The organism is Pseudoalteromonas sp. UCD-33C, from assembly GCF_001306895.1.
Taxonomy (GTDB): domain Bacteria; phylum Pseudomonadota; class Gammaproteobacteria; order Enterobacterales; family Alteromonadaceae; genus Pseudoalteromonas.
On sequence record NZ_LJTB01000004.1, the window covers coordinates 183269 to 209904 of the forward strand.

At 41.9% G+C, this 26636-nt stretch carries 20 protein-coding genes; 10 read left to right on the forward strand and 10 right to left on the reverse strand.

Annotation, left to right across the window (positions count from 1 at the left end; genetic code table 11):
• Positions 1–33 precede the first annotated feature (33 nt).
• Positions 34–1476: a glucuronate isomerase gene (gene uxaC, locus AOG26_RS10850; protein WP_054562497.1), complete on the forward strand. Its 1443-nt coding sequence runs from the start codon at positions 34–36 to the stop codon at positions 1474–1476.
• A 35-nt stretch (positions 1477–1511) separates the two neighbouring features.
• Here uxaC and AOG26_RS10855 read toward each other — a convergent pair whose 3' ends face one another.
• The 4 genes from AOG26_RS10855 to AOG26_RS10870 form a co-directional block, all read right to left on the reverse strand.
• Complete coding sequence (locus AOG26_RS10855) at positions 1512–2528, reverse strand: LacI family DNA-binding transcriptional regulator (protein WP_054562498.1); 1017 nt, start codon at positions 2526–2528, stop codon at positions 1512–1514.
• Positions 2529–2616: 88 nt separating this feature from the next.
• The gene (locus tag AOG26_RS10860) at positions 2617–3918 is read right to left on the reverse strand and encodes a TRAP transporter large permease (protein WP_054562499.1); all 1302 of its coding nucleotides are present in this window, start codon (positions 3916–3918) and stop codon (positions 2617–2619) included.
• Positions 3918–4403 carry a TRAP transporter small permease gene (locus tag AOG26_RS10865; protein ID WP_054562500.1) on the reverse strand — a complete coding sequence of 162 codons (486 nt, stop codon included), beginning with the start codon at positions 4401–4403 and terminating at the stop codon, positions 3918–3920. Before AOG26_RS10865 ends, AOG26_RS10860 begins: the two co-directional genes overlap by 1 nt.
• Positions 4400–5389 carry a TRAP transporter substrate-binding protein gene (locus tag AOG26_RS10870; RefSeq protein WP_054562501.1) on the reverse strand — a complete coding sequence of 330 codons (990 nt, stop codon included), beginning with the start codon at positions 5387–5389 and terminating at the stop codon, positions 4400–4402. The genes AOG26_RS10865 and AOG26_RS10870 overlap by 4 nt, the downstream gene beginning before the upstream one ends.
• A gap of 286 nt (positions 5390–5675) precedes the next feature.
• Between AOG26_RS10870 and AOG26_RS10875 the strand changes: the two genes are divergently transcribed.
• From AOG26_RS10875 to AOG26_RS10885, 3 genes are read left to right on the forward strand one after another with little or no spacing between them, the layout of a single operon-like run.
• Positions 5676–7133 (forward strand): tagaturonate reductase, encoded by a 1458-nt coding sequence (locus tag AOG26_RS10875; RefSeq protein WP_054562502.1) that lies wholly within the window; start codon positions 5676–5678, stop codon positions 7131–7133.
• 2 nt (positions 7134–7135) lie between these two features.
• Entirely contained in the window at positions 7136–8623 is a 1488-nt protein-coding gene (locus tag AOG26_RS10880) for a UxaA family hydrolase (protein WP_054562503.1), read from the forward strand.
• On the forward strand, positions 8623–9543 hold the full coding sequence (locus AOG26_RS10885; RefSeq protein WP_054562504.1) for a sugar kinase: 921 nt from the start codon (positions 8623–8625) through the stop codon (positions 9541–9543). Before AOG26_RS10880 ends, AOG26_RS10885 begins: the two co-directional genes overlap by 1 nt.
• A 75-nt stretch (positions 9544–9618) precedes the next feature.
• Here AOG26_RS10885 and AOG26_RS10890 read toward each other — a convergent pair whose 3' ends face one another.
• Entirely contained in the window at positions 9619–11595 is a 1977-nt protein-coding gene (locus AOG26_RS10890) for a ligand-gated channel protein (protein WP_054562505.1), read from the reverse strand.
• Positions 11596–11713: 118 nt separating this feature from the next.
• On the opposite strand from AOG26_RS10890, the gene AOG26_RS10895 reads away from it, so the two are divergent.
• The gene (locus AOG26_RS10895) at positions 11714–12622 is read left to right on the forward strand and encodes a LysR family transcriptional regulator (protein ID WP_054562506.1); all 909 of its coding nucleotides are present in this window, start codon (positions 11714–11716) and stop codon (positions 12620–12622) included.
• 58 nt (positions 12623–12680) lie between these two features.
• Here AOG26_RS10895 and AOG26_RS10900 read toward each other — a convergent pair whose 3' ends face one another.
• Together AOG26_RS10900 and AOG26_RS10905 are read right to left on the reverse strand one after the other, a co-directional pair.
• Positions 12681–13298 carry a LysE family translocator gene (locus AOG26_RS10900; RefSeq protein ID WP_054562642.1) on the reverse strand — a complete coding sequence of 206 codons (618 nt, stop codon included), beginning with the start codon at positions 13296–13298 and terminating at the stop codon, positions 12681–12683.
• A 91-nt stretch (positions 13299–13389) separates the two neighbouring features.
• On the reverse strand, positions 13390–14148 hold the full coding sequence (locus AOG26_RS10905) for an SDR family NAD(P)-dependent oxidoreductase (RefSeq protein WP_054562507.1): 759 nt from the start codon (positions 14146–14148) through the stop codon (positions 13390–13392).
• A 110-nt stretch (positions 14149–14258) separates the two neighbouring features.
• Between AOG26_RS10905 and AOG26_RS10910 the strand changes: the two genes are divergently transcribed.
• Entirely contained in the window at positions 14259–15164 is a 906-nt protein-coding gene (locus tag AOG26_RS10910; protein ID WP_082401606.1) for a LysR family transcriptional regulator, read from the forward strand.
• Positions 15165–15188: 24 nt separating this feature from the next.
• Here the strand turns inward: AOG26_RS10910 and AOG26_RS10915 are convergent, their stop codons facing one another.
• Positions 15189–16286 (reverse strand): serine hydrolase domain-containing protein, encoded by a 1098-nt coding sequence (locus AOG26_RS10915; protein WP_235575484.1) that lies wholly within the window; start codon positions 16284–16286, stop codon positions 15189–15191.
• 142 nt (positions 16287–16428) lie between these two features.
• Complete coding sequence (locus AOG26_RS10920; protein WP_054562510.1) at positions 16429–18882, reverse strand: S9 family peptidase; 2454 nt, start codon at positions 18880–18882, stop codon at positions 16429–16431.
• A 162-nt stretch (positions 18883–19044) separates the two neighbouring features.
• Here AOG26_RS10920 and AOG26_RS10925 point away from each other — a divergent pair, with 162 nt between their 5' ends.
• The 4 genes from AOG26_RS10925 (at position 19045) to AOG26_RS10940 (ending at position 25040) form a co-directional block, all read left to right on the forward strand.
• The gene (locus AOG26_RS10925) at positions 19045–20052 is read left to right on the forward strand and encodes a LacI family DNA-binding transcriptional regulator (RefSeq protein ID WP_054562511.1); all 1008 of its coding nucleotides are present in this window, start codon (positions 19045–19047) and stop codon (positions 20050–20052) included.
• The gene (locus tag AOG26_RS10930; protein WP_054562512.1) at positions 20049–21269 is read left to right on the forward strand and encodes a glycosyltransferase; all 1221 of its coding nucleotides are present in this window, start codon (positions 20049–20051) and stop codon (positions 21267–21269) included. Before AOG26_RS10925 ends, AOG26_RS10930 begins: the two co-directional genes overlap by 4 nt.
• Positions 21270–21418: 149 nt before the next feature.
• Positions 21419–22645: a threonine/serine ThrE exporter family protein gene (locus AOG26_RS10935; protein WP_082401625.1), complete on the forward strand. Its 1227-nt coding sequence runs from the start codon at positions 21419–21421 to the stop codon at positions 22643–22645.
• 154 nt (positions 22646–22799) lie between these two features.
• Positions 22800–25040: a tetratricopeptide repeat protein gene (locus tag AOG26_RS10940; protein WP_054562513.1), complete on the forward strand. Its 2241-nt coding sequence runs from the start codon at positions 22800–22802 to the stop codon at positions 25038–25040.
• Between the two features lie 52 nt (positions 25041–25092).
• Here the strand turns inward: AOG26_RS10940 and AOG26_RS10945 are convergent, their stop codons facing one another.
• On the reverse strand, positions 25093–26589 hold the full coding sequence (locus AOG26_RS10945; protein WP_054562514.1) for an arylsulfatase: 1497 nt from the start codon (positions 26587–26589) through the stop codon (positions 25093–25095).
• Between the last annotated feature and the right edge of the window lie 47 nt (positions 26590–26636).

Consider the following 26636-nt stretch of genomic DNA (forward strand, 5'->3'; position numbering starts at 1 on the left):
CACAGCTGGCAACGCAAGATTTTGAGGAACCTTATGTCAATTAAATCACAGCCGCTTTCACTTCACCCTGATAGGCTATTCTCGAGTGACCCGGCAATTGTTAGTGTTGCCCGAGAACTTTATGAAGAAATAAAAGATCTTCCAATAGTCAGCCCACATGGCCATACAGACCCAAAGTGGTTTAATAAAAACCCTAACTTTGGTAACGCCACTGAACTCTTTATAAAACCAGATCACTATGTATTTAGAATGCTTTACAGTCAAGGTATTGATTTAACCGAGCTTGGTATTCCTGAGCATGGTATCGATGGCGATTTAACACGATCAAAAAATGCAGATCCAAAAAAAGCTTGGCAGATTTTTGCGGATAACTATTACCTATTTGCAGGTACCCCAAGTGGCTACTGGTTAGATGCCGTTTTTTGTGATGTATTTGGTTTTAAAGAAAAACTTAACTCTGAAAACGCACAACAATACTACGATAAAATCACCGCTGAACTTGCAACAGATGCTTATAAACCGCAAGCATTAATGGACCGCTTTAACATTGAGCTCATAGCAACTACTGAAGGTGCATTAGATTCACTTGAACACCATAAAGAAATGGCTGATACAGCTATGGCCAAACGAGTTATAACCACATTTAGGCCTGATGATGTTGTGGATGCGAGCCGAGAAGACTTTACTGACAATCTCGCTAAGCTTGGTGAGTTAACAGATCAAGATACCAGTACTTGGCAAGGTTATTTAGAAGCAGTTCGCATTCGTCGCGCTTACTTTAAAAAGGAAGGTCGAGCAACTGCAACCGACCATGGTCACCCAAGTGCGATTACTGCTGATTTATCACTATCTGAATGTGAAGCATTATTTAAAAAATGCCGCACAGGTAACGCAACAGAACAAGAGCAAGAACTATTTCGTGGCCAAATGCTAACGGAGCTGGCAGGTATGAGTATTGAAGATGGCCTTGTGATGCAAATTCATCCTGGTGCACATCGTAATCATAACCAGCCAATTTTCAATCAATTTGGACGTGATAAAGGCGCAGATATTCCAAGCCAAACCGAGTATGTTAATGCGCTTAAGCCTCTTTTAAATAAATATGGTAATCATCCAAAGTTAAAAATCATTTTATTTACCCTAGATGAAACGACTTACAGTCGTGAGCTGGCACCGCTTGCTGGTCATTACCCTAGTTTAAAACTAGGTCCGGCATGGTGGTTTCATGATAGCCCTGCAGGTATGCTGCGTTTTCGTCAGCAAACAACTGAAACCGCAGGTTTCTATAATACCGTCGGTTTTAATGATGACACGCGAGCTTTTCTATCGATTCCAGCAAGGCATGATGTAGCACGTCGAGTTGATTGCCGCTACTTAGCAGAGCTTGTTACAAATCATCAAATAACGATTGAAACAGCCCACCAGCTTGCTTATCAACTGACTTATGGGTTGGTTAAAAAGGCGTATAACTTATAAAAATCTAGCACGGCATTATTGACATAATGTCGTGCTTATTCAGGAACTCGAGATGTTGATTCGCGTGTCACCAAATGTGGCGTTACTGTTTTTGGCATAGGTAGTTTGTCTTGATTACCACGAGAGCGATTAATCAACTTTTGTACGGCTAAGCATGCCATATTAAATACAGGTCGGCGTATTGTTGTCAGCGATGGAATGATCCGAGATGCAAGAATATTGTCATCGAACCCCGCGACCGATAACTGTTCCGGCACTTTAATACCTTGGTTGTTAGCCACACGGAGCACAGCTGCAGCCATCTCATCATTATTAGCAACGATTGCTGTTGGCCTAGGTTGTTTGCTTAACAACTCCCTAGCGCACTCTAAACCACTGTCGTAACTATTTTTGCCTTCAACAATATATTCTGAGGGTAAATTTACATCATAAACCTGCAATTCAGCTAAAAAGCCAGCTAAACGCTCTATTGATGAACGATAATTTTGTGGGCCAGAAATAAAGCCAATGTCCTGATGGCCTAATTCGACTAAATGGTCTGCCATATCACGCATTGCTGCACGCTCGTCAGATACAACAATATTATCAGCGTCATCCAAATCAACTGATGCAAGCCTTACGTATGGACAATCAACATCTCTTAAAGCTGCAGCGAGCTCTTTGTTTTCTGATACCGGAGGCAAGATAATGACGCCATCTAATTTTGAACGAGCGATAAAACGTAAGCAGTCATCAACAAAATCTTCGCGTTTTGCAGAACCTGGGTGTACTACTAACTCGTAGCCTAATTCAGCACAGACACTCAATGCACCTCGTTGCACTTCATCAATATAGAGTGCATCAGGGTTATCATAAATTAGCCCTAACAAATACGAACGGCTTGAGGCTAAACCCCTGGCTTGCTTATCTGGCGAGAAGCCTGTTTGCTTTATTATCTCAAGCACTTTTTCACGTGTTGCTTCACCTACCGCAGGTGAGCTATTTATTACACGAGAAACGGTACGTTTTGATACCCCCGATAAGCGGGCAATATCATTAATTGTCACTGACATAGAAGATCCCGAAATAACTAACTTAGCTATAGTAGCACCAAGCTTTTATCCATAAAAGCTGTTAACTCTAGCAAAGCAATTGTTTTTATTAATCAATCAACCCTAGTAAGCGAGGTAAAAACTCACTTATGGCAGGTAAATAGGTCACCAACATAAGCACCATAAACATCACACAATACAAAGGTAGCATTGGCTTAATGATTTTATGAAGCGAAGTTTTTGCTACTGCGCAGCTGACAAACAATACACTACCAACCGGCGGCGATACCAAACCGATTGATAAATTAAGCACTATCATTACCCCAAATTGCACTGGTGACATGCCAAACTGTGCTGCAACGGGCAAAAAGATCGGAGTAAATATAAGCACTGCAGGTGTCATATCGATAAAGGCACCCACTAATATCAAAATGAGATTGATTAATAACAAAATCAGTAATGGGTTATCACTTAAGGTTAAGAAAAATTGACTCACTATTTGCGGAATGTGTGAATAAGATAAAACCCACGACATCGCACTAGAAGCGGCAATAATAAGCATCACGATTGCCGTTGTTTCACAAGCTTTTAGCAGTAGTTTAGGTAACTCATCTAGCGATAATTCTTTATACACAAAAACAGCTAAAACCAGTGCATATAATACAGCGACAGCCCCTGCTTCTGTGGCTGTGAATACACCTCCTATGATACCGCCAATAACGATTATGATGAGTAGCAAACTAGGGATGGCTGCAATCACTTTTTCTAAAACCAAAGCAAGTGGTAAACGTGCTGCTACTGGGTAGTTGTTTTTTAAAGAATAGATGGCACAAACCAACATCAGTGTTAATCCCAGTAAAATACCTGGTAAATACCCAGCAACAAACAGTGCCGCGATCGACACTCCGCCACTTGCTATAGCATAAATAATTAAGATGTTACTTGGCGGTATTAGCATACCCGTGGTTGCTGCGCTGGCCGTAACTGCGGCGGCGAAATTTTCACTATAACCGTGCTTTTTCATTTCTGGCACCATAAAGCTGCCTATCGCCGATGTGGCCGCCACTGCAGAACCAGAAATTGCGCCAAACATCATACAAGACATCACATTGACCAGCGCTAATCCGCCCGGTAAAAAACCGACCATAGCCATAGCAGATTCAATTAAACGCCTAGCTATGCCCCCCTGCCCCATGATCAGACCCGATAAAATAAAAAACGGAATGGCCAGTAGTGCAAAGCTGTCTATTCCCCCTATCATTTGCTGCGCAATTGTCGTTGCCGCTGGGGTAAAATCCATGTGTAAAACCAGTGCTAACAACGTCGACAGAGCAATACTAATCGATATCGGCACATTGATTAGCAGCAGTGTGAAAAAACAAACAAGCAACAAGATGGCTGTCATTTCCATTATTCTTGCTCCTGTGTTTGTCTAAAAAAATAAATGATATTTTCAATGCAATTGAATGTGATGAGTACGCCACTAATTGGCAAAGCAGCGTAAATAAACCCCATATTGATCCCAAGAGCAGCTGAACGTTGATCTAATGCAAAGCTTAAGTTCATCAACATACCGCCTCCATAAACTAATAGGCTGAGCGCGGTAATCAGTACTGAAAACTCAATTAAAAATGAACACTTACGACGTATCGTTGGAATCATCTTTTGATAGAAAAGATCAAGCCCTAAGTGTGCTCGGGTACGATAGGCATACGAAGCACCTAAAACGCCAATCCACATAAGTAAAAAACGAGCAAGTTCTTCAGTGTAAGAGTTAGGGGACCGCAAAATAAAGCGTGAGAACACCTGCCAACTAACGACTGCAACAATGGCAAACATCGCAACAATTAATACCCATTCAATGAGCTGATTTATTTTCGCATTAAACTCTTTCATAACGCCTCCTGCATCGCTTTTATTGCCGCAATTTGTGCGGCGATAGGCGTGCCTTTAAATGAGGCATGAAAAGGGGCTACTTTCTCTTGAAACACTTGTTTATCTGGGTAAATAACCTCAACACCCGCATCAACAACGGCCTGTAATGCCTGATCAGATGCTGATTGCCACAAACTACGTTGATAGGTAACAGAATCTTGCATTGCCAACTTCAGCCAGTGTTGCTGCTGAGTCGTTAATTGCTGCCAAACCTTTTGACTAGCAACTACGATGTCAGGCACAAAAGTGTGTTCATCTAGGGTGTAGTACTTCGCAATTTCATAATGACGAGATAGGTAATAGCTAGGCGGGTTATTTTCTGCACCATCGACAACACCTTGTTGCAGCGCAGAATAAAGTTCACCCCACGCAATGGGAGTGGCAGCGCCACCTAAAGACTGCACAGTAGCAATAGCCATTGGGCTAGTTACAACTCTAATTTTGCTACCAATTAAGTCATCGGGCGTTCTAATAGCTGCATCTGTTGTGTAAAAGCTGCGACTACCCGCATCATAATAGCCAAGCCCTTTAAGGCGAGCTACAGCTAGGTCATCAAGCAATTTTTGCCCAAGCTGACTATTGAGTACTTTCCAAAAGTGCTCACTATCGTTAAATAAATAAGGCACTCCAAATACTTTCATTTGAGGCACAAAGCCTTCAAGTGGGCTTGACGATACTTTTGTCATCGACAAACTACCGATTTGTAATAGCTCTATTAACTCTCTTTCCGTGCCTAATTGTGCTGCGGGATAAATCACAATTTCCATTTGATTATCAGAGTAATAAGCTAAACGCTCTGCCATATACTCCATGGCTTGATGGGTAACATGACGGGTATCTAATGTATGCGCCATTGTTAGGCGAATAACCTTGTTGTCGTCACTGCAAGCACTGATAAAAAGTAAACAGCAGCAGAGAAATAGCGTGCTCAGAAGAATTTTATGCATTGTTGTGTCTTCTTTGTGTGTTCAGTTGTGTGTTCATGTTGTCTTATATAATCCTTTATATTTCATTAAGGTACACGGCAATCCAAGCTATGACCTGCGTATCCATTTAAAAAATTTTGTGAGTTTTAAATGGAAAGCTATAAACAAACGTTAATTGTATTACTTATTTGTTAAAGGCCAGTTTTGACTACCGGTAGCAAATTGTCAAATCTTATTTGCCACCGGTGGCAAAATTAACTACTATGTTCTGCAATACACTGTAACAATGCTAAGAGCGGGCACAAAAATGCAAACTTTAAATCGTAAAAACTTTAATAAAAACAAATATCCAACGAGTATAATGCAGTTTGGAGAAGGCAATTTTTTACGTGCATTTGTCGATTGGCAAATAGATAAGCTTAACGAACAAACAGGTTTAAATGCCGGTGTTGCTATCATCAGACCCATCGACTACGACTCGCTGCCGCTTCTTAATACACAGGATGGCTTATATACCTGTATTATTCGTGGTATCAATGAGCAAAACAAAGCTGTTTCTGAGCAGCGTATTATCAGTTGCGTTAACGAAGAAATCCCTGTTTACAAAGAGTTTGATAACTATTTAAAGCTTGCTGAGAACAGCGACCTTAAAGTCATTTTTTCGAATACGACAGAAGCCGGCATTGAATACATTCCCGAGGACAAGTTATCTGATACACCTGCAAAAGCATTTCCAGCAAAACTAACACAATGGTTATTTCACCGCTTCAAGCACTTCAATGGTGCAAGTAGTAGTGGCATGATCATAATTCCTTGTGAACTTATTGATTATAATGGCGAAAAGCTTAAAGATATTGTATTGCAGTACAGTCAGTTATGGGATTTACCAAGCGAGTTTGTGAACTGGCTTAACGAGCACAATCATTTTTGTTCATCTCTCGTTGACCGTATTGTGACGGGCTTTCCGCGCGATGAACATCAAGCTTTACAGCAACAATGCGGTTATTACGACAACTTCATGGTAACAGCAGAATACTTTCATTTATTTGTGATCCAAGGACCACAGCATTTAGCTGATGTATTACACCTTAAAGGCAGTGACTTAAACATTAAGGTTGTTGACGATATTGCGCCTTATAAGCAGCGTAAAGTGGCTATTTTGAACGGTGCGCATACCGCTATGGTTCCACTTGCCTATATGGCAAATATTGATTCAGTTGGCGAGGCTCTCGCTTCACCTCTTCTTGAAAAATATGTTACTAAACTGATATTTGATGAAATCATCCCTACTCTATCCTTGCCTAAAGAAGAGTTACAGGTTTTCGCTAATGACGTTTTAAACCGCTTTAGAAACCCTTATATATGTCACCTACTGATGTCTATTTCATTAAATAGCATGACTAAATTCAAAACACGCCTGTTACCTCAATTAGAGCAATATATTAGCGACAACGAAACTGTACCACTACTCATCGCAACAGCTTTAGCTGGGCAAATATTGTTTTATCGTGGCGAGCGAAATGACGACAAAATTGAATTAGCCGACAATCCAAAGTGGTTGGCTTTATTCAACGAGCAATGGCAACAACATCAGCAAGGATCAATAACAACCAATGAGCTAGTAAGCTCTGTGTTAGCTGCTAAGTGGCATTGGGATAAAGACTTAAATGAAATTGCAGGCCTTACAGATAAAGTGACTGAGCAACTAAATCTAATGCTATCAAGCTCAGTTGAACAAACGCTTGTTAACTTATTGGAGTCATAAGCATGAGCAGACTATTACGACTTCATAATACTGATGATGTGGCCATTGCCTTACAGCCAATCAATGCAAATGAAAGAATCGAATTTGAAGGCTTTTCTTTTACAACGTTAGAAGATATAGATAAGGGTCATAAAGTTGCGCTTAAGCCGATTGCTAAGGGTGAGCGAGTCATTAAATATGGCGCCCCAATTGGTTTTGCACTTGAAGATATTAATCCTGGCGCATGGGTACACACACATTGCATCAAAACAACGTTGCATGATGAATTAACATACCAATATCAGCCAGAGTTCGTTGCACAAGCCCCCGAGGAGCCATCACCTGAGGTTAATATTTATCGTCGTGCCAATGGTGAGATTGGTATTCGTAACGAGATATGGTTGATCCCCACCGTTGGCTGCGTGAATGGCATGATCAAACAAATGAAAGATGAGTTTTTACGTAACCATGCTGAACTTGAAATTGATGGCGTACACATATTTCCACATCAATTTGGCTGCTCTCAGTTAGGCGATGATTTAGCAACCACAAAAGTTTTATTGCAAGATATGGCCTTACACCCTAATGCCGGTGGCGCGTTAATCGTTGGTCTAGGTTGCGAAAATAACCAATTAGCAGCGTTTAAAGCGGGTTTAGGTGAAATAGACGAATCACGAATTAAGTTTTTAATTTCACAGCACTCTGATGATGAAGTTGAAGATGGCGTAGCTCTGCTTGAACAAATCTACAACGTCGTTAAACACGATAAGCGAGAAACCGGCAAGCTCAGTGAAGTAAAATTTGGCCTTGAGTGTGGAGGCAGTGATGGCCTATCTGGGATCACAGCCAACCCCATGCTTGGCTACTTCTCTGATTACTTAATTGCTCAAGGAGGCACGACAGTCCTAACGGAAGTCCCCGAGATGTTTGGTGCAGAGACATTACTCATGTCTCGCTGTAAAGATGAAGAAACCTTTAATCAACTTGTCAGCATGGTTAATAACTTTAAAGGTTATTACAAAGCACACAATCAACCTATTTACGAAAACCCTTCTCCTGGCAATAAAAAAGGCGGAATTAGTACATTAGAAGATAAGTCGTTGGGTTGTACACAAAAGGCTGGCACAAGCAAAGTACAGGCTGTGCTTGAGTATGGTGAACGCTTAAGTGTCGCTGGTTTAAATTTACTTAATGCACCGGGTAATGATCCCATTGCCACCAGCGCACTTGCCGCTGCAGGCTGTCATATTGTGCTATTCACAACCGGTCGAGGTACGCCTTATGGTGGCTTTGTGCCGACTTTAAAAATTGCTACGAACTCAGAGCTGGCAAATAAGAAAACGCGCTGGATAGACTTCGATGCCGGTGTGCTAGTCGGCGGTAAAAGCATGCCTGAAGTGCATCAGGAATTTGTCGATTTATTAGTTGAGATAGTAAATGGTAAGCCAACTTGTAACGAAGTTAATGATATTCGTGAAGTCGCCATTTGGAAAAAAGGAGTCACTCTGTAATGCAGGCTAAAAAAGTCGCCATTATTGGAGAGTGTATGGTGGAATTGTCTGGCGAGCTGTTCACAGCCATGCAACAAAACTTTGGTGGTGACACCATGAATACCGCAATTTACCTAAAGAAATTAGCGGGCGAAAAAGTCGATGTCTGTTATATAACTGCCATGGGTGAAGATGCATTAAGCCAAGCTATGATAGCTCGTTGGCAGGATTATCAAATAAATTGCGACTTTGTTCTCAAAGATAAGCAAAGACACGCTGGCCTTTATATGATTCATACAGACCAACATGGCGAGCGTTCTTTTCAATATTGGCGCAATAATTCTGCAGCAAAGCACCTTGTTCAGCAGCCCAAATTTTATAATATCATCAATAAATTAACTGAGTTTGATGCTATTTATTTATCAGGCATTAGTTTGGCAATTTTGCCCCCAGATGATTGCTATGCATTACTTAACGAGCTGACAAACTTAAAACGCGCAGGTGTAAAAATTATTTATGATAGCAATCACAGGCCTTCGTTATGGCATTCGATGCAATACTGTCAGGATATTAATAAGCGGATGGCGCAATTAGCCGACCTGGCTTTGGTAACGTTTGATGATGAAGCAATGATTTGGAGTTGCAAAGATATTTCAGCTTGTAAAGTGTGGCTTCATGAATTAGGCGTTAAAGAACTTGTAATTAAAGATGGTGGAAATGGTTGCCAATACAGTACTTTAGAGCAGCAAAATGCAACGCATTATCCTACCAATAAAATTAATAAAGTCATTGATACAACAGCGGCAGGAGATGCATTTAATGCTGGTTTTTTGTCGGCTTGGCTGCAGGATCAGGCTATTGAAAAATGCGCAAAACAAGGAAATTATATTGCAGGGCAAGTCATTCAGCACTACGGCGCTATCGTTGAGATAACAACCTAAGTTTTACTAAAATAAGGTTTAACCACCAATTAACTTAGTGGTTAAACCTGCAAATACGAATAACTTAATAATTATTTAAAAGTTAAAGCCTAGAGAAACCCAATAACGTCGACCATCTTCAACATATCCGTATTCATCTTCAGTGATTTCTTTATCAAACAGATTATAAACACCAAATCCTAACTTAATGCTGCGGCTTAAATCGTAGTTACCACCAATATCAGCCAAGGTGTAATCTGGCGCAATTAAGCTGTCTTGCGACGGGCCTGTTGTCGGCTGGCTTTCTTCGCCGCGGTAATGAACACGCAGCCAGGTACCTAGCTTATCAACCGGGCGCCAATTAAGTGAAGTTTGTAAAATATGCTTAGGTAATTGATTAAGTGGGCTGCCTTTGTATTCACCGGTTTTTTGCTCAGAGTCGGTGTAGGTATAGTTGGCACTGACATCAAGCTCACTGGTAATGTCGTAAGATACTGATAACTCAAAGCCTTGTGTAACGGCTTCATCTACATTGACATAGGTCGTTGGCATCGAACCGAACTGGTTTGGCCCATCAGTACACTGGGTGAGTGGGCACGAAATACGGGTAATTTTATCTTCAAATTCGTTGTAAAAAACCGTACTTGAAAGTGATAAATCACGGTTAGCATCATAGTAGATACCCATTTCGTAGTTTACTGATTTTTCAGGGCTTAAATCTGGGTTACCGTAAATATTACCACCTCGGCTCACTTGCCCCCACGCTGCGGTAGATTGACGAATATTCGGCGCTCTAAAGCCTGTTGAGATACCGCCTTTCACCGTCAACGACTTAGTTGCTGTATACACACCATATAAACGCGGGCTGAAATGGCCTGAAAAATTGCCATCATGGTCATAACGAAGACCGGTAGTGAGTTTAAATTGCTTGGTTGCTGCCCACTCATCTTCTGCAAATACTGACCACTGCTCGTTCTCAACATGCGTTAAGTCACTAATGCGGTTACTGGTGTAATCGTCCAGCTCTTCTTTTAAATATGACGCCCCAAATGCAGCATTATGATTGGTAAAAGGTAAAGTCCAGCTTGTTTGCGCATCAGTATTTTCGACGTACATTTCACGAGAGGTATTATCGAATTTATCGTACTTTAAGTAACTGCGTGATGAACCAAAATCATAAAAACCATTATGACTTAGTGAGTAGCTTTCTTGGTCATACTCTGTAGTGGATGACTCTGGGCAACCATTACGGCCACAGCTTTCACCTTCAGCTAAAGGAGCAACTGTTTTGCCTAATGTTTCGTCGAGTTTTTGTTTTGCAGAGCCTACTTCAAGCATAATTTCATGGCTATCAGAGGGCGTTAAGATAAACTTAGCTTTTATATTGCTTTGCTCTTTACCACGAAAACCAGCTTCAAAATCGTCTTCGTCACGCTTTGAAAACTGACCTGATAACTGCATACCTAATAACTCAGGAATTAAGCCACCCGCAGTAAAGAAACTGCCTTGGTTGATATTACCCGAGTCACTTGATTCTTGAATCGTGCTGTCTAAACGCAGTTCGCCGTACCATTTTTCTGGTGTTTTACGGGTAATAATATTGATAACACCACCGATTGCATCTGAGCCATATAGTGAAGACATAGGACCGCGAATAACCTCGATACGCTCAATTGCTGAAATAGGTGGAGTCCATGCTCCTTCTACACCTGGGCCATCACTGTTTGGACGAGTTTCGCGTGAGGTTTGGCGCTGGCCGTCAATTAAAATCAAAGTATATTGACTTGCCATCCCGCGAAGACTGATATCTTTTCTGTCGCCACCACCTGTGACAACCACACCGGGAACATCGGTCATTGCATCGGTTAGATCACGGTAAAAACGCTTTTCAAGCTGCTCACGGTCAATAACACTGATACTGGCTGGCGCCTCTTTTAGCATTTGCTCGTAACCAGAAGCTGATACAACGATTACTTCCATGTCTTGTTTTTTGTCATCAGCGTATGCAAAATGGGAAAGACCTGCTAACACAGCAGCGGTGAGTGGTAAAACAGAAGAAACAACCCTCGTCATAATAATACTCCGTGACTTTTTGTTTATAAATGATAATAATTAGCGTTTGCATACTAATGAGAAGTCCCGATTTTCACAATTTACGATTTCTTAAAACTGAATTAAGAAGGCCTGAACCATGAATTCCAAGCTGATAAAAACATTACGTGTATTTTCTCGTACTGTTGAAACAGGCAACATGAGCAGTGCAGCTGCAGAGTTATCGATGACCACATCGGCTGTCAGTCAACACATTAAGCAATTAGAACAAGAAATCGGATTGAGCCTATTTAACCGCAGCCCACGCGAACTCACGTTAACCGAGGCGGGCCATCTGTATTATCAAAGCTGTTTAAAAATACTGGCACTAGCTGATCAGGCCAGTACGCAATTGCAACAATTACAAAATAAGCCCAGTGGCGAGCTCAAATTAGTTGCGCCAGTGGGGTTTGGCGGTGGCCTATTAAGCGAGCCATTAGATCGCTTAATTAACGAGTTTGATGATTTACGTATTCAGTTAATTTTGACTGATGAGCCAATTGATATGATCAAATGCGGTGCTGACCTAGCGATTGCGATTGGCCCATTAACTGACTCTAACCTCGTTGCTCGTAAATTAGCTACTTGGCCGTTAAAGCTATGCGCTCATAAAGACCATGCAATTAGCAAACTCGATAAAGCAAGTTGGGATGACCTTGGCAACTTTGCCCGTATCGCTCATAGCAACGCCGACAGTAATGCGTTTAACCCATTGACGCTGGCAAGCAAGCCATTACCAAAAGCGAAGATCACCGTAAATAATATGCAAAGCTTAATTAAATTAGTGTGTGATGGTGTTGGCTATGGCGTGCTACCAGAGCCAGAAGTCAGGCATTTATTAAAATCGAAAGAGCTGGTTGAAATTGCACCCGAATGGGCAATGCCAAATTACACTGTTTATGCCGTAACACCTGCAAGAGACAGCTTAGCGGCAAAAACAAAAACTGCCATTGATACGTTAAAACTGTGCTTTAACCATGTGTCTAAGCAAGTTGAGTTAGTTGATTAAGACGCTACAAGGATAATACCCATTTGCCGTATTCGGATGGGTATCATCCAAATTAGTATTAGCCTAGCGCCAGCCAAACGCCCACACACATCATTAACGCGCCAGCAATACGGTTTAACCACTTCACATTATCGCCTTTATCCAAAAACAGCCTTAAGCTTTTACCGCCTGTTGCGTAAATCAACATACAGATAAATTCGCTCAGCATAATAATGCTCACTAATACCGCAAGCTGAGGAGCAACCGCTAAATCAACATTAATAAACGGAGGGAGTAAAGAAATCATAAATGCCCACCCTTTTGGGTTTGCAATGGCAGTAATATAACCCTGCGAAAACAATTGCCCACGACCAATTTGTTGCTGTGTATCATCGTTAGGTTTAAAGCTGGTTTTAGCGCGCCACATATTAACCCCTAGGTAAATTAAGTACGCACCACCTAAGTATTTTAAAAAGGCAAATAACTCAGGGTAATTAAGCATAATACTGGCAACCCCTATCACCGCAGCAATGGCTACCGTAGCAACGCCTAACACTTCGCCGACCATCATCCACAGCGTACGTCTAACGCCTACACTCATTCCTAACGTCATGGCGAGCGTCATACACATACCTGGTGTAATAGAAACAAAGAAAAAGGTCGGAATAAAAACCGCGAGTACTGCTAAATCGAGCATAAATGCAATCACATGTTTATTGCTTAAAAAGAGAAAGCGATTAAATCACATTCACTTAAATAAGCAAACAAACACGCGATTGCTAACAGGGTTATAAAAACATACCACCCGATGCTTCAATGCGTTGCCCGGTTACCCAACGGTTTTCATCACCGAGTAATTGCGCAATCATAGGGCCAATATCATTAGCTTGACCAACGCGCCCCATAGCTGTAAATGAACTCACTAATTGCGCAACCTGCTCATTATCACGAACAGCACCGCCACCAAAATCAGTGGCAATTGCGCCCGGCGCGACGACATTCACGGCAATATTGCGACCAGCAAGTTCTTTTGCCATGTATTTGGTCAATACCTCAACGGCACCTTTCATGGTGGCGTAGGCCGCTTTTCCTGATAATGCAAAGCGTGTCAGCCCAGAAGATAAGTTAATAATACGCCCGCCATCATTGATCATCTCATGCAATGTTTGCGTTAAGAAAAACACACCTTTTACATGTACATTCATCAAATTATCAAACATAGCTTCACTGGTATCAGCAAATGCACTATCACTGCCATGGCCTGCGTTATTAATTAAATAATCAAATCGAGATGTTTGCCATTGTGTTGCCAAGGTACTTTCAAGTGTTTGTTTAAATTCAGCAAAACCTAAAATATCGCTCACATCAAGTTGAATGGCGACGGCTTTTGCCCCTAGTGCGGCTACTTCCTCTACAACGTGCTGCGCTTCATCTTTATGGCTTCTGTAAGTAAATACGCAATCAATGTTCTTACGTGCCAAACTCAAAACTGTATTTTTACCTAAACCGCGATTACCACCTGTGATCACTGCAATTTTGTTGCTCATCGTGTTGACCCTTTTGCTTTGAAGTAATTGTGATCAACCAGTATATTTACACTGCAAATTCAGATAAACCATGTAAAATTGAATTAACTGTTCGTAAATAACAAACAATCATGAATGAACTAAATGCCATGAAAACCTTTGTTCAGGTTGCAGAGCAAAAAAGCTTTTCGGCTGCAGCACTTGCACTGAGCATGCCTAAATCATCTGTTTCGCAGTTAGTCAAACAACTCGAAGATACGTTAGGTGCTCGGCTTTTAAACCGCACAACAAGGCGAGTTACGCTGACCAACGAAGGCACGGTTTTTTATCAGCGCTGCAAAGATATGCTTGCTGATATAGACGAACTACAAACCCTATTTCATAAAAAAGACGAAGCGTTATCAGGGCGTCTTAGAGTAGATATGCCACAGCCAATTAGTCGGCGCTTAGTGCTGCCGAATCTAGACAGCTTTTTATCTTCACACCCGCAGTTAGAGATTGAACTGAGTAGTTCTGACAGACGAGTTAACCTAATTGAAGAAGGCTTTGATTGTGTAGTGCGAGTCGGTAATTTAGAAGACTCATCGCTGATTGCGAAAAGAATTGGCCACTGCCCGATGATTAACTGTGTAAGCCCAGCTTATATTAAAAACTATGGCAACATTACAGAACTTAGCGATTTAGCCGAGCACTACATTGTTCGCTATTGCCAAACACTCGGCCAACTTGACCCCGGCTTTGAATACCAAGATACACAAGGCGATTGGCAAACCCTCACCATGAAATCACAACTTACAGTTAACAATACAGATGCCTATAAAGCTGCGTGCTTAGCTGGGCTTGGTCTTATTCAAGTGCCACGTCATGGTGTTCTCGACGAGCTTAGTCGAGGTGAACTTATCCAAGTTTTACCTGACTATAATTTGCCGCCCATGCCTATGAATATCGTCTACCCAAATCGACGTCATTTACCAAGGCGCACCCGAGTGTTTATTGATTGGTTAAGCGAGCAACTAAAACCGATTACGCAGAGCTAAGATGCTTGCTATATGCGCTTCAGTTTAACTACCTTTAATTACAGATAGCAGAAGTTGATCAATTTCATTATTCACTCCACCAACGCTACTATTGTTTAAAATTACGTAACCAATATTTTTATCTGTCACAGAGCGAGTTAATGATGTCCAGCCTCTATTAAACCCTGCAAAACCTAGACTGTTATTCTCAGAGTCTACGACATAACTCATACTCCATCGCCCTTCTGTGTGAGGCTGAGCTTGAATCATATTTGCAATAAGCTGATTTGATAAAATATTTGAACCAATATAATTACCTTGCTCATTTTTTAGCACTGCCTGATTAAACTTAGCTAAATCATCTGCAGTTGTTATAAAGCCAGCGGCAGCAGTTTCTGTAAAATACACCATAGCTGTTTTGTTGCCATTCTCATCGTAAGGACTAGCCAGGTTTGCCGGAGAAATACTATTGATATCAAACGAAGAATTTGTCATTCCGAGGGGTAGAAGAACGTTTTCAGTCATAAAATTACTGAAAGATTGATTAGTCAGGTCTTCAATTAACAGCTGAACTATCGTGTAACCACCACCTGAATATGACCATTTAGTATCAGGTTCATGAATAATTTTAACGGCTCCATCACCCGTGTTATCGCCTTCTAATGACTCTACAAGAGTAGGTAATGGATCTTCAGCGCTCCATCCATTGTACCCACTTAATGAAAGCCCTGCAGTATGAGAGAGAATATTACGTAAAGTTACCTTGTTAGCATCAAACTGAGAATTCGGTATTTTCCAGCTTTTTAAATAATCATTAATTGGTTTATCAAGTTCAACTTTACCTTGTTCAACTAGTTTCATTGCGCCCCAAGCCGTAATCACTTTAGAAATGGAGCCAACATTGAATAAAGTTTTGTGTGTGATTGGGGTTCTATTTTCAGCGTCAGCATAGCCATAAGAATATGAACCAAGCACCTCATTCCCTTGAACAATCGATATAGCAATACCACGCGCTTTGCTTTTTTCAAGAATTAAAGGGATCTCCTTATCTAGCACTTTAGAAAATTCTAAACTTTTGGTTTGTTTTGCATGTAATGAGCAAGACGATATTAAAAATAATATTAGAATTATAAACTTATTCATGAGCATCCTTGTAATTATAACTGCCACTTTAATGGCTTAAATTAATTGACTAACCGCTTATCACTTAATAAAAATATAAAAGTAGGCAATATAAAAATCCCCGCTAAAAGGGCGGGGATTCCTAATATAACCATTTCACAAATTACTGAGTAACGCCTTCCGCGGCAACTGGCTCTGCGGGTTTTTCGTCACTTAGTAAGTATTTATCTAACCACTGCTCTTGCTCCCAAAGTACATGCAGCAAGCTCTTACGAGCGCGATAGCCATGCGCCTCATAAGGTAACATCACTAAACGGGCTTCTTTACCTAAGCCTTTTAATGCAGCATACATACGCTCACTTTGCATTGGGAATGTACCCGAGTTTGGATCTTCTTGACCGTGGATCATCAGCATAGGCTCATTGATTTTCTCAGCGTGGAAAAACGGTGACATTGCCGCGTACACATCTTGTGCTTGCCAAAAATCACGTTCTTCACCTTGGAAACCAAATGGCGTTAGGGTGCGGTTGTATGCACCACTGCGGGCAATACCGGTTTTAAATAAGTCGCTGTGCGCTAATAAATTCGCCACCATAAAGGCACCATAAGAGTGACCTGCAATGGCAATGTTATCTTTATCTGCCACCCCTTTTTCAACAAGTACATCTACTGCAGCCTTAGCACTTGCCACCAGCTGCTTACGGAATAAGTCGTTTGGCTCTTTACCATCAACACCCACAATTGGCATTTTCGGATCGTCAAATACGGCAATACCTTTTGCCAGATAAGGCATTGGCCCCCAATAACCGATATAGGTAAATTCATACGGCGACTCACGCATTTGTGACGCAACGGCTTTATCTTTATATTCAAGCGGATAAGCCCACATTAGAACCGGTAACGGGCCTTGAGTTGAATCATAGCCCGGCGGTAAATAAAGCGTACCACTAAGTTCAACACCATCATCACGCTTGTATCGAATTAACTCTTTAGTCACCCCTTTAAACTCTGGATAAGGGTGCTCAAAAGTCGTAAGTTGAGTCAGGGTTTTATCGTCTAAATCACGAATAAAGAAGTTAGGTTGCTCAGTTTTAGATTCTCGAATCGTAATTAAACGCTCGCCTTTATCATCAAGCATTGCACGCACACGCTCATAATATGGCGCTTCTGATTGCCAAATGCGTGTTGTGGTATTGGTCTTTACATCATAACGGTCTAAAAACGGGATATTGCCCTTTTCAGATGCACCATTACCGCGTAAGAAAAGATAACGTCCACCAACGACTTTTAATACATCAGCGCCCAAATCATTTTTTTCATAAATTGGGTAACCTGGGTTTTTGTAGGCATCGTTATAACTGCGTTCGGAAAATAGCACACGGTTTTTATCTGCATTACGTGGTTGAATAACAAATGTGCGAACTTGTCGGTCGCTAAAGCGCCATTCAGATAACAGAGCAACATTACCGTTGCCCCAAGTAATTGAATCAAAACGGCGTTCAACTTTAGCAAATAACTTAGCATCACGTTTAAATGGTGCTCTTAGGCTATAAAGGTAATCGTGATGAGGAACGTCAGTTTTCATATCACCGCCGTCTTGTGCTTCTGCCCAAATGACTTCAGCGCCTTGATCTGCTCGCCATTGAAATTCGCGGCGACCAGTACGCACACTGTCATAACCTTGTGGAATGTTATCTGCTAAAGGCTGCTTCGCAAGCTCTGCTAGCGTATAGCCACGCATTCCCCAAATTTGCCAAGTCGCAGCAAATCGGCTGTAAGGCACTTGATAAGAAAAAGGCTCATCAATCATGCCAACCAAAATATTGGTTGAATCAGGTGAGACCGAAAACGATTTGATTAAGCCCGGTTGACCAATTGGTTGGCCTTGACCACTAAGCGGAATATAAGTCAGCTGGCTTTGCGCAAAAAACTTAAATTGTGCTTCATCATATGGGCTAGTTAACAAGTTTTGATAAGTACGCGCAGGCGCTTTTTCACCACTACTTTGCTGAATAACTGGCACAATCTGCGAGCTGTCGTTGCTGATACGTGCTTTACCAATATTAACCGCTGCATTAGCTACAATGGCGCTGCTATCTGGCAACCAAGTATAAGGCGTGCGCGTTAGCACTGAATTGAGAGGTGTATCACTTAACTGGCGGGCTTGCTTAGTACTTACATTATAGACCCACAAGTTAGCACTCGATGCTTGTTCAACCACAAACGCCAAGTATTGACTGTCGCTTGACCAACTTGGTGAGCGTAAAATGCCGTTTGGCAAACCAGATACAACAATTTCAGAACCGGTTTCAACATGCTTAAGCACTAAAGATGTGAATTTATTACGCACTCGTGAGCGCGAAAAATTAGCAGGATTAAGCTTAATACCCGCAAGTTTCAACTCTTCTTTGGCTAAGTCTTGTAAGGTATCGATGCGTTTTCTATCAAATAACGCCAGCCACTGGCCATCATTTGATAAATAACTACTCGGTGCAAGCTTAGCATCAACCACAGCAGCCAGTGCGGGCGATGGAGTTTGATAACCTTGATTAGCAAAACTGGGTGTGCAAACAGCTGCGCCAATAACTAGCGCAAAAAGCAGTTTAAATGCTTTCATGTTCGTTCCTTTTTCGTTTTTATTTTCGATTCTGTAAACAAGTAGAACATGTTTGCAGCATTTCATAAAGAGTTTAGGCCCTTTTGGCAGCCAATCAGTGACTTAAACAGCTAAATTACGCTAAAATAAAAGCACTCTATTCGCCACTTTTTGCTAATAAAAATGAAAAAATCGACAGGCAAAGTCACAATTTGGGATGTTGCTGAACAAGCACAGGTTTCAAAATCAACGGTGTCTTTGGTCCTTACCAACAGTGATAAGGTCAGTAAAAAAAGTAAAGAAAAAGTACTGGCTGCCATTGATAAGCTTGGCTATGTGTATAACCGCGATGCTGCAGCACTACGCAGCAAGCGCTCAAACCTAGTCGCGTTGGTTATAAACGACTTAACCAACCCGTATTCAGCTCAGCTTGCTGTTGGCCTCGAAAAACACATCTTTGAGCTTGGCATGCTGCCAATGCTGGTGAATATTGCGGAGTGTGTCGAAAGGCAAACTCAAGTGGTGAAAACCCTAAAAGAATACAACGTATCGGCGTTTATTATGTGTCCGGCACCGGGGACTGAGCAACAGTGGCAAGATGATTTAATAAATAGTGGTTTTCCGGTTATTAATATCATGCGTGAAATTCCGTTTTCAGCAGCGCCGTGTATTTTGCCTGATAACAAAAAAGGCACGCATATTTCGACCAGCCATATTTTATCGCAAGGCATAGAAGAAATTGCCTTTTTAGGTGGCACGGCAGAAATATCTGATTATCATGAGCGTTTAAGTGGCTTTTTAGCTGCGCTTGAGCAATTTAATATCACTGACGAAAAACCGGTTATTCAAGCGCCGACAAACCGCCAAGGTGGCCGAGAAGCCTTCAATACCCTTATAAAACAAGCACCAAATACCAAAGCCATTGTCTGTTTTAATGATGTGATTGCTTATGGCGCGATTGAAGCTATGCGCCAACACGGTCTAGAGCCGGGTAAAGACATTAAAGTTATTGGTTTTGATGACCTAGAAGATTCGCGCTTAATGCTGCCATCTCTTTCAACCATCGCCATTAATGCCGATGAAATCGGTAAACGCACCTGTCAGGTGCTAAAAGAACTATTAGATAAATCAACACCACCCGTTCGCACCTTGGTGGATGTTAACTTAAAAATACGAGATTCAAGTCAATGAAAAAAGTGTTAGTGATCGGCTATGTATGGCCTGAGCCTAATTCGTCGGCAGCCGGCACCCACATGATGTCACTCTTGCGCGCCTTTCGTGCAGAAAACTGGCAAGTTGAATTTGCAAGCCCAGCGCAAAAAACCGAACACATGGTGGATCTCAGCGAAGATGGCATTACCACACAGGTCATTGCATTAAACTGCTCAAGCTTTGATGAGTACGTGCAAGCGTATAACCCTGATATTGTGATGTTTGACCGCTTTATGATGGAAGAACAGTTTGGTTGGCGAGTCGACAAATACTGCCCTAATGCACTTAAAGTTCTCGATACAGAAGATTTACAGTGTCTAAGAAATGCCCGTCACGACGCTCATAAAGCAGGTAGAGAATTCAGCTATGGTGATTTACACAGCGATATTGCCAAGCGAGAAATCGCCGCTATTTTACGCTCAGACATCAGCTTAATTATCTCGCATTACGAGATGCAGCTACTCAATGACGTTTTCAAAGTCGATAACGCCCTACTTCACCACCTACCATTTTTGGTTGATTTACAGCATATCCCCACCAGCACCAAAGCATTTTCAGAACGTAAACACTTTATGACCATTGGTAATTTTCGTCATGCGCCAAACTGGGATGCAGTGCTGTACTTACAACAGATTTGGCCGCTGATCCGCAAACAATTACCCGATGCCGAACTCCACATTTATGGCTCTTACCCACCACCTAAGGCTACAGCGCTTAACAACCCAAAAACCGGCTTCTTGATCAAAGGCTGGGCTGATGATGCTTATCAAGTGATGGAAGATGCCCGAGTATGTTTATCGCCACTGCGTTTTGGGGCTGGTATTAAGGGTAAGTTACTCGAAGCGATGATCATGCAAACGCCGAGCGTAACAACTCCTATTGGCAGTGAAGGCATGCATCAAGATGAGCCTTGGTCAGGCGCAATCTGTGAAGATGCACAGCAATTTGCAGACGCAGCAGTGGCACTTTATCAAGATGAAGCGTTATTTACTCAGGCACAGCAAAATGGCCAGCAGTTATTGCAAAAATATTATGATAAATCAAAACTTCAGTCGCAGTTAATCGCTAAAATCACCGCCATTAGTGAGTCATTAGCGCAGCATAGACAGCAAAATTTTACCGGCCAAATGCTTAAACATCACACCATGCGTTCGACCCAATACATGGCGCAGTGGATTGAAGCAAAAAATAAGTAATTTTGCCGTAAATAACACTAGACATAGCGGCTTTTGTCGCTAAAATCGCGCTGGTCAATTTAAGCGATATAGCCTAGCTATTAGACTATATCTTATTGAATTTTGGTCTATCCTTAACTGAACAATTTAACCTTTGGTTCAAAACGCCTTTGAAAACCGCAACGTTTACTGAAAAACGAAAATTTATCGTGAAGCTTGGCAAAATGCTTCATAAATACGGTACACCTGCATACCGACTAGAAGCGCACTTAATGGAAGTTGCGACTTACCTCGGTTTGAAATCATCTTTTGTTATGTCGCCAACATCAGTGACATTTGTTATTTGGACAGATGGGCACGAAGAAGAGTACACCCATGTTGCGCGTGTAGATCCGGGCGATCATGACTTAGGCTCGCTGGCAGATACCGATGACTTAGTAAACAAAATGCTTAATGGTGAGCTGACGCTACAAGAAGTCGATAAACAGCTCGATATTATTTACACCATGCCAAACCCATATAATAAATTTATGACTGGCGTTGCGTTTGCAACCTCAGGTGGTGCATTTGCCATGTTGATGGGTACTAGCTGGAATGATGTATTTTGGTCAGCACTTATTACCTTAGTGGTGTATTTATTTGTACTTTGGTCAACACGCTCTAAACGTGTTGCACATATGCTTGAGCCATTAGTAGCCATTGTATCGGCGATTATAGCCTGTGCTATTAGTGTCTATATTGATGCCCAAATTAACATACGACTGGTGGTACTTTCAGCCATCATTGTGTTTATACCCGGCTTAGCATTAGCCCTAGGTTTAGCAGAGTTAGCGGCAAGGCATTTAGTGTCTGGTACCGCTCGGGTGATGGACTCATTCATGCTGCTGTTTAAGCTGTATTTTGGTGCTTTTATTGGTATTGGTATTGGTTTTGCTATTTTTGGCCAAAGTGACTTTGTGCAACCTGAGCCTTTACCTAAATGGACGGCTTGGCTAGCTATATTCATGCTATGTAGCAGCCTAATCGTGATTTTTAGAACCAAGCTAAAGCATGCTGTTTGGTCTATTGCATCTGGCTTTATAGCGTATGGTACAAGTATTGGTTCAGCTATGTACCTAGACTACACATTAGGCACATTTGTAGGAGCATTAGCCGTGGGCGTTTTTAGTAACTTGTTTAACCGCGTTGTCAATGCACCCGCCTCTATTGTAGCTATGCAAGGACTGATCGTATTGGTACCTGGTAGTAAAACCTATATTGGCTTGAACTCACTTATTGAAGGCCAAGATTTCGTTTATGCAGACCATATTGGCCAGCAAACATTTTTGATTTTCATGTCATTAGTAGCGGGTCTTATCTTTGCTAACGTCGCGCTGCCACCGAAAAAAAGTTTATAACTTACTAAGCCCGAGTTTCTCGGGCTTTTTGTTTTTATTTCACCTTACATCCCTGATTTTATTGCTGCTGTTTGCCTACCTGACTTTGCTTATCAATAACAAACTGATATAACTCTAAGTGCATGTGGTAAAAATAAAAAGGATTTATTCAGTGATGAGATTGGCTTGGCTGTTATGCAGCTTTTTCGCATTTAGTGCATTTGCAGAACCTCAGTGTGTGAACTGTCATCAAAGCCAAGTTGAAGACTGGCAAACATCCCATCATTTTCATGCTATGGAACAAGCCACTCCCGCTTCGGTGCTTGGTAATTTCAACGAACAAACCCTCGACTATCAAGGCCAGCAAGCGCGCTTTTATCAACAAGACCAACAACTATTTATAAGCATGCCAAACCTTGAGGGCAAGCTCACTGACTACCCCGTTTTATATACATTTGGCTATGAGCCATTGCAGCAATACATGTTTGATATGGGTCAAGGCCACATTCAGCTGTTTCCATTTGCATGGGACTCACGCAGTAAAGCAGACGGCGGTCAGCGCTGGTTTGTACTGCACCCTGAGCAGAAAAAACACGACCTATTTCATTGGTCTCAAAAAGGCCAAAACTGGAATCACATGTGTGCCGATTGCCACTCCACTGATTTCAAAAAGCAATTTGACCTTAAAACGAATAGCTTTGATTCAACTTATTCAAGCATTAACGTGAGCTGTAAAGCGTGCCATGGCGATACACAAGCTCATTTAAAATGGGCTGATGGCGATAGCAGTATTACTGATAAGGGTTTTACTCATAATATTAAAAGGCAAACCCCGCTGTTTACCCAACAGGCCGATGGCAGTATGCAAAGTGTGCAGCCACTGGTAAAAAGCGAGCAAGTGCAAGTGTGTGCAACCTGTCATGCTCGCCGCTCACAACTTGATGACCGCAAAGACCCACATAGTTTTTTACAAAGCTTTCAAGGCTCTTTACTCACTCCTGAGCTTTATCATGTTGATGGTCAAGTGTGGGATGAAGACTATGTATGGGGCTCATTTTTGCAAAGTAAAATGTTCAATGCGGGGGTTACCTGTAGTAACTGTCATAACCCTCATTCGGGTAAATTAAAGCTACCGGGCAATCAAACCTGTACGCAATGTCATAGCCAAGAGGTGTTCGACACACCTAAACATCACGGTCACAAAGTGGCAAGTACTGGTAGCCAATGTGTTGATTGTCATATGCCTGCCACCACCTATATGCAAGTTGATGCAAGGCGCGACCACAGCTTTCGGGTACCACGCCCAGACTTAACATTAAAAACAAATGCACCAAATGCTTGTAATAGCTGCCATGAAGACAAGACGCCGCAGTGGGCGGTTAGCAAAATAAAAGACTGGCATCCAAATTCAAAACACCTTGGCACTGCGCATTTTTCTGAGGCGTTTTATGCCGCCGATAACCGTTTACCTAATGCCTCAACCATGCTGACCAAAATCGTGCAAGATAAAAGCTTCCCTGACATTATTCGCGCTTCAGCATTAAGCCGTTTAGCCGCAAGCCCAGATAACAACGCTGTCGTTGCGATTGCTCGCTCAGTAAAAGACAGCGAGCCATTAAAACGCCAAGCAGCCATTGAAGCGGCCATGCCTTTTGATATTAACCAGCGCTGGCGCTTATTAAACCCGCTTTTAGATGATGAGCATTTACCTATCAGAGCGGAAGCTGCAAGAGCACTTGCAGGTATGTTAATTCAACCGTTCCCTACGGGGCTCAACGAGCAAGACAGCAAACGTTTAAATTCAGCCCTTGATGAGTATAAAGGCATTCAAGAGTACCAAGCAGAGCGTGGCTATTCCCATACCAATTTAGGTAATCTGGCGCTCACACTACAAAAGCCCGCGCAAGCTAAAGCACATTACCTAGAAGCAATCAGTATTGAGCCTATTTTTGCTCCCGCTTATGTCAATTTGGCTGATTTATACCGAAATCAAGGCGATGAAAAAGCAGCACAAGCTATTTTAAAACAAGGCTTAGACGTTAACGCCCAAAGCGGCGATATTCATTATGCCCTGGCAATGAGCCTTATTCGCACAAAACAAAAAGACACCGCTCTTACTCATTTACAAAAAGCCGCGCAGTTCGCACAAGAAAATGCAAACTATCAGTTTACCTACGCCCTGCTATTACAAGATTTAGGCAATATGCCAGCTGCAATATTAGCCCTTGAGCGTGCTTTTAACCTAACACCGAATAACCCAGATATCAGCTACAGTTTGGCGCAGTGGTATGTAGCAGAAGAGAACTACAGCCAAGCGCTGTTTTATGCCAGAAACCTAGCCCGCCTGGTACCGGGTAACCAGCAAATTGAGCAGTTTGTGAAACAGCTGGAAATGATGAATAGCATTAATCATTAAGCATTAAAAAAGGGCCAAGTAGGCCCTTTTCAACTTAACTTATGGTTAATAATTAATGACCATAGTTTAGTGATTTTGCTTTTTCGATTGCTTCATTCACGTTAAGAGATGCAGACTCTTGACGCGGTGGGAACTCTACAAAAGATTGTACATGTTCGTTTAACTTAGCAATGATTGGCTGTAACAACCAGCTCTTACGCATGATTTGGTGGAAACCTGTTACTCCATCATAGTGCTCTAATGGATCTTTACGTAAGTTAAATAGTTTAGGCATGCTGTGAGTTACCATGTCTTCGTAATATAAACCATTTGGTTTAGTCGCAAAGTGCATTTTCCATGGGCCAAAACGAACTGCTGTAAGCTGAGACTCATAGTAATAGAAGAAATAATTACGTGCAGACTTATCCGCCTTACCTGTCCAATAAGCTAGGTTGTTTTCACCATCAATATACACTTTGTCTGACTTTTTAAGTTTTTCTCGTAAGTTCTTTTCACCTAGCGCAGCAGCAACAGTTGGGAAAACATCTTCATGTGAAGAAATACCATTTAGCTTTAAGCCTTTAGGTATTTTGTTTGGCCAACGAACTAAGAAAGGCACACGCACGCCCCCTTCCCAGGTTGTCATTTTTTCACCGCGGAACTCAGTTGTACCCGCATCAGGCCAGCTTGATTGCTCAGGGCCATTATCACTGGTGTAAATAACTATGGTGTTATCAGCAATTTTTAGCTCATCAAGTTTATCAAGCAATTTGCCTACGTGGCCATCATGCTCCATTAAACCACTACCAAATACGTCTTCTTCCGAACTAATGCCCGTCGCTAAATGACGGCTTTCTGGTTTTAAGTGAGTGTAAACATGCATACGGCTCGTTGCATGCCAAATAAAGAATGGCTTTTTGGCTTTAACTGCACGTTCCATAAAGTTAAGTGAGCGCTCTAACACTTCTTCGTCAAAGGTTTCCATACGTTTGCGAGTAAGCGGGCCAGTATCGATGATTTTTCCATTGGCGTAAGATTCAATAACACCACGTGGGCCAAATTTTTTCACAAACTCAGGATCTTTTGGGTAATCCGCTTGTTCTGGCTCTTCAGATACATTGAGGTGGTACAAGTTACCGTAAAATTCGTCAAAGCCATGCTTTGTTGGTAAGTGCTCATCTAAATCACCTAAGTGGTTTTTACCAAATTGCGCAGTCATATAACCGCGATCTTTTAAAAATTCAGCTAAGGTAGGATCGGCTTCTTTAATACCTAGTGGGTTACCCGGTTGGCCTACCGTTGTTAGGCCTGTTCGAATTGGTAATTGCCCCATTAAAAACGCAGCACGACCCGCTGTACAACTAGGTTGTGCATAGTGGTCTGTAAACAATGCACCTTCGTTAGCAATGCGATCAATATTAGGGGTTGGGTAGGTCATACCATGCGAATATGCACTGAGTGAGATTGGCGCAACGTCATCAACCATTATGGCTAATACGTTTGGTTTATCTGCAGCTAAGCTTACCGTTGAAACTAAACCACAAATAGCCGCCGCTATTAGTTTTTTCATAAATCATCCCTTTTCATTAATAGTACCATTTGCTCTTGATAAGCACC

Excerpts from the sequence above, each read along its gene's own strand:
- uxaC (WP_054562497.1), top strand. The coding sequence starts at position 34 with ATGTCAATTAAATCACAGCCGCTTTCACTTCACCCTGATAGGCTATTC.
- AOG26_RS10855 (WP_054562498.1), bottom strand. The coding sequence starts at position 2,528 with ATGTCAGTGACAATTAATGATATTGCCCGCTTATCGGGGGTATCAAAA.
- AOG26_RS10860 (WP_054562499.1), bottom strand. The coding sequence starts at position 3,918 with ATGGAAATGACAGCCATCTTGTTGCTTGTTTGTTTTTTCACACTGCTG.
- AOG26_RS10865 (WP_054562500.1), bottom strand. The coding sequence starts at position 4,403 with ATGAAAGAGTTTAATGCGAAAATAAATCAGCTCATTGAATGGGTATTA.
- AOG26_RS10870 (WP_054562501.1), bottom strand. The coding sequence starts at position 5,389 with ATGCATAAAATTCTTCTGAGCACGCTATTTCTCTGCTGCTGTTTACTT.
- AOG26_RS10875 (WP_054562502.1), top strand. The coding sequence starts at position 5,676 with ATGCAAACTTTAAATCGTAAAAACTTTAATAAAAACAAATATCCAACG.
- AOG26_RS10880 (WP_054562503.1), top strand. The coding sequence starts at position 7,136 with ATGAGCAGACTATTACGACTTCATAATACTGATGATGTGGCCATTGCC.
- AOG26_RS10885 (WP_054562504.1), top strand. The coding sequence starts at position 8,623 with ATGCAGGCTAAAAAAGTCGCCATTATTGGAGAGTGTATGGTGGAATTG.
- AOG26_RS10890 (WP_054562505.1), bottom strand. The coding sequence starts at position 11,595 with ATGACGAGGGTTGTTTCTTCTGTTTTACCACTCACCGCTGCTGTGTTA.
- AOG26_RS10895 (WP_054562506.1), top strand. The coding sequence starts at position 11,714 with ATGAATTCCAAGCTGATAAAAACATTACGTGTATTTTCTCGTACTGTT.
- AOG26_RS10900 (WP_054562642.1), bottom strand. The coding sequence starts at position 13,298 with ATGCTCGATTTAGCAGTACTCGCGGTTTTTATTCCGACCTTTTTCTTT.
- AOG26_RS10905 (WP_054562507.1), bottom strand. The coding sequence starts at position 14,148 with ATGAGCAACAAAATTGCAGTGATCACAGGTGGTAATCGCGGTTTAGGT.
- AOG26_RS10910 (WP_082401606.1), top strand. The coding sequence starts at position 14,259 with ATGAATGAACTAAATGCCATGAAAACCTTTGTTCAGGTTGCAGAGCAA.
- AOG26_RS10915 (WP_235575484.1), bottom strand. The coding sequence starts at position 16,286 with ATGAATAAGTTTATAATTCTAATATTATTTTTAATATCGTCTTGCTCA.
- AOG26_RS10920 (WP_054562510.1), bottom strand. The coding sequence starts at position 18,882 with ATGAAAGCATTTAAACTGCTTTTTGCGCTAGTTATTGGCGCAGCTGTT.
- AOG26_RS10925 (WP_054562511.1), top strand. The coding sequence starts at position 19,045 with ATGAAAAAATCGACAGGCAAAGTCACAATTTGGGATGTTGCTGAACAA.
- AOG26_RS10930 (WP_054562512.1), top strand. The coding sequence starts at position 20,049 with ATGAAAAAAGTGTTAGTGATCGGCTATGTATGGCCTGAGCCTAATTCG.
- AOG26_RS10940 (WP_054562513.1), top strand. The coding sequence starts at position 22,800 with ATGAGATTGGCTTGGCTGTTATGCAGCTTTTTCGCATTTAGTGCATTT.
- AOG26_RS10945 (WP_054562514.1), bottom strand. The coding sequence starts at position 26,589 with ATGAAAAAACTAATAGCGGCGGCTATTTGTGGTTTAGTTTCAACGGTA.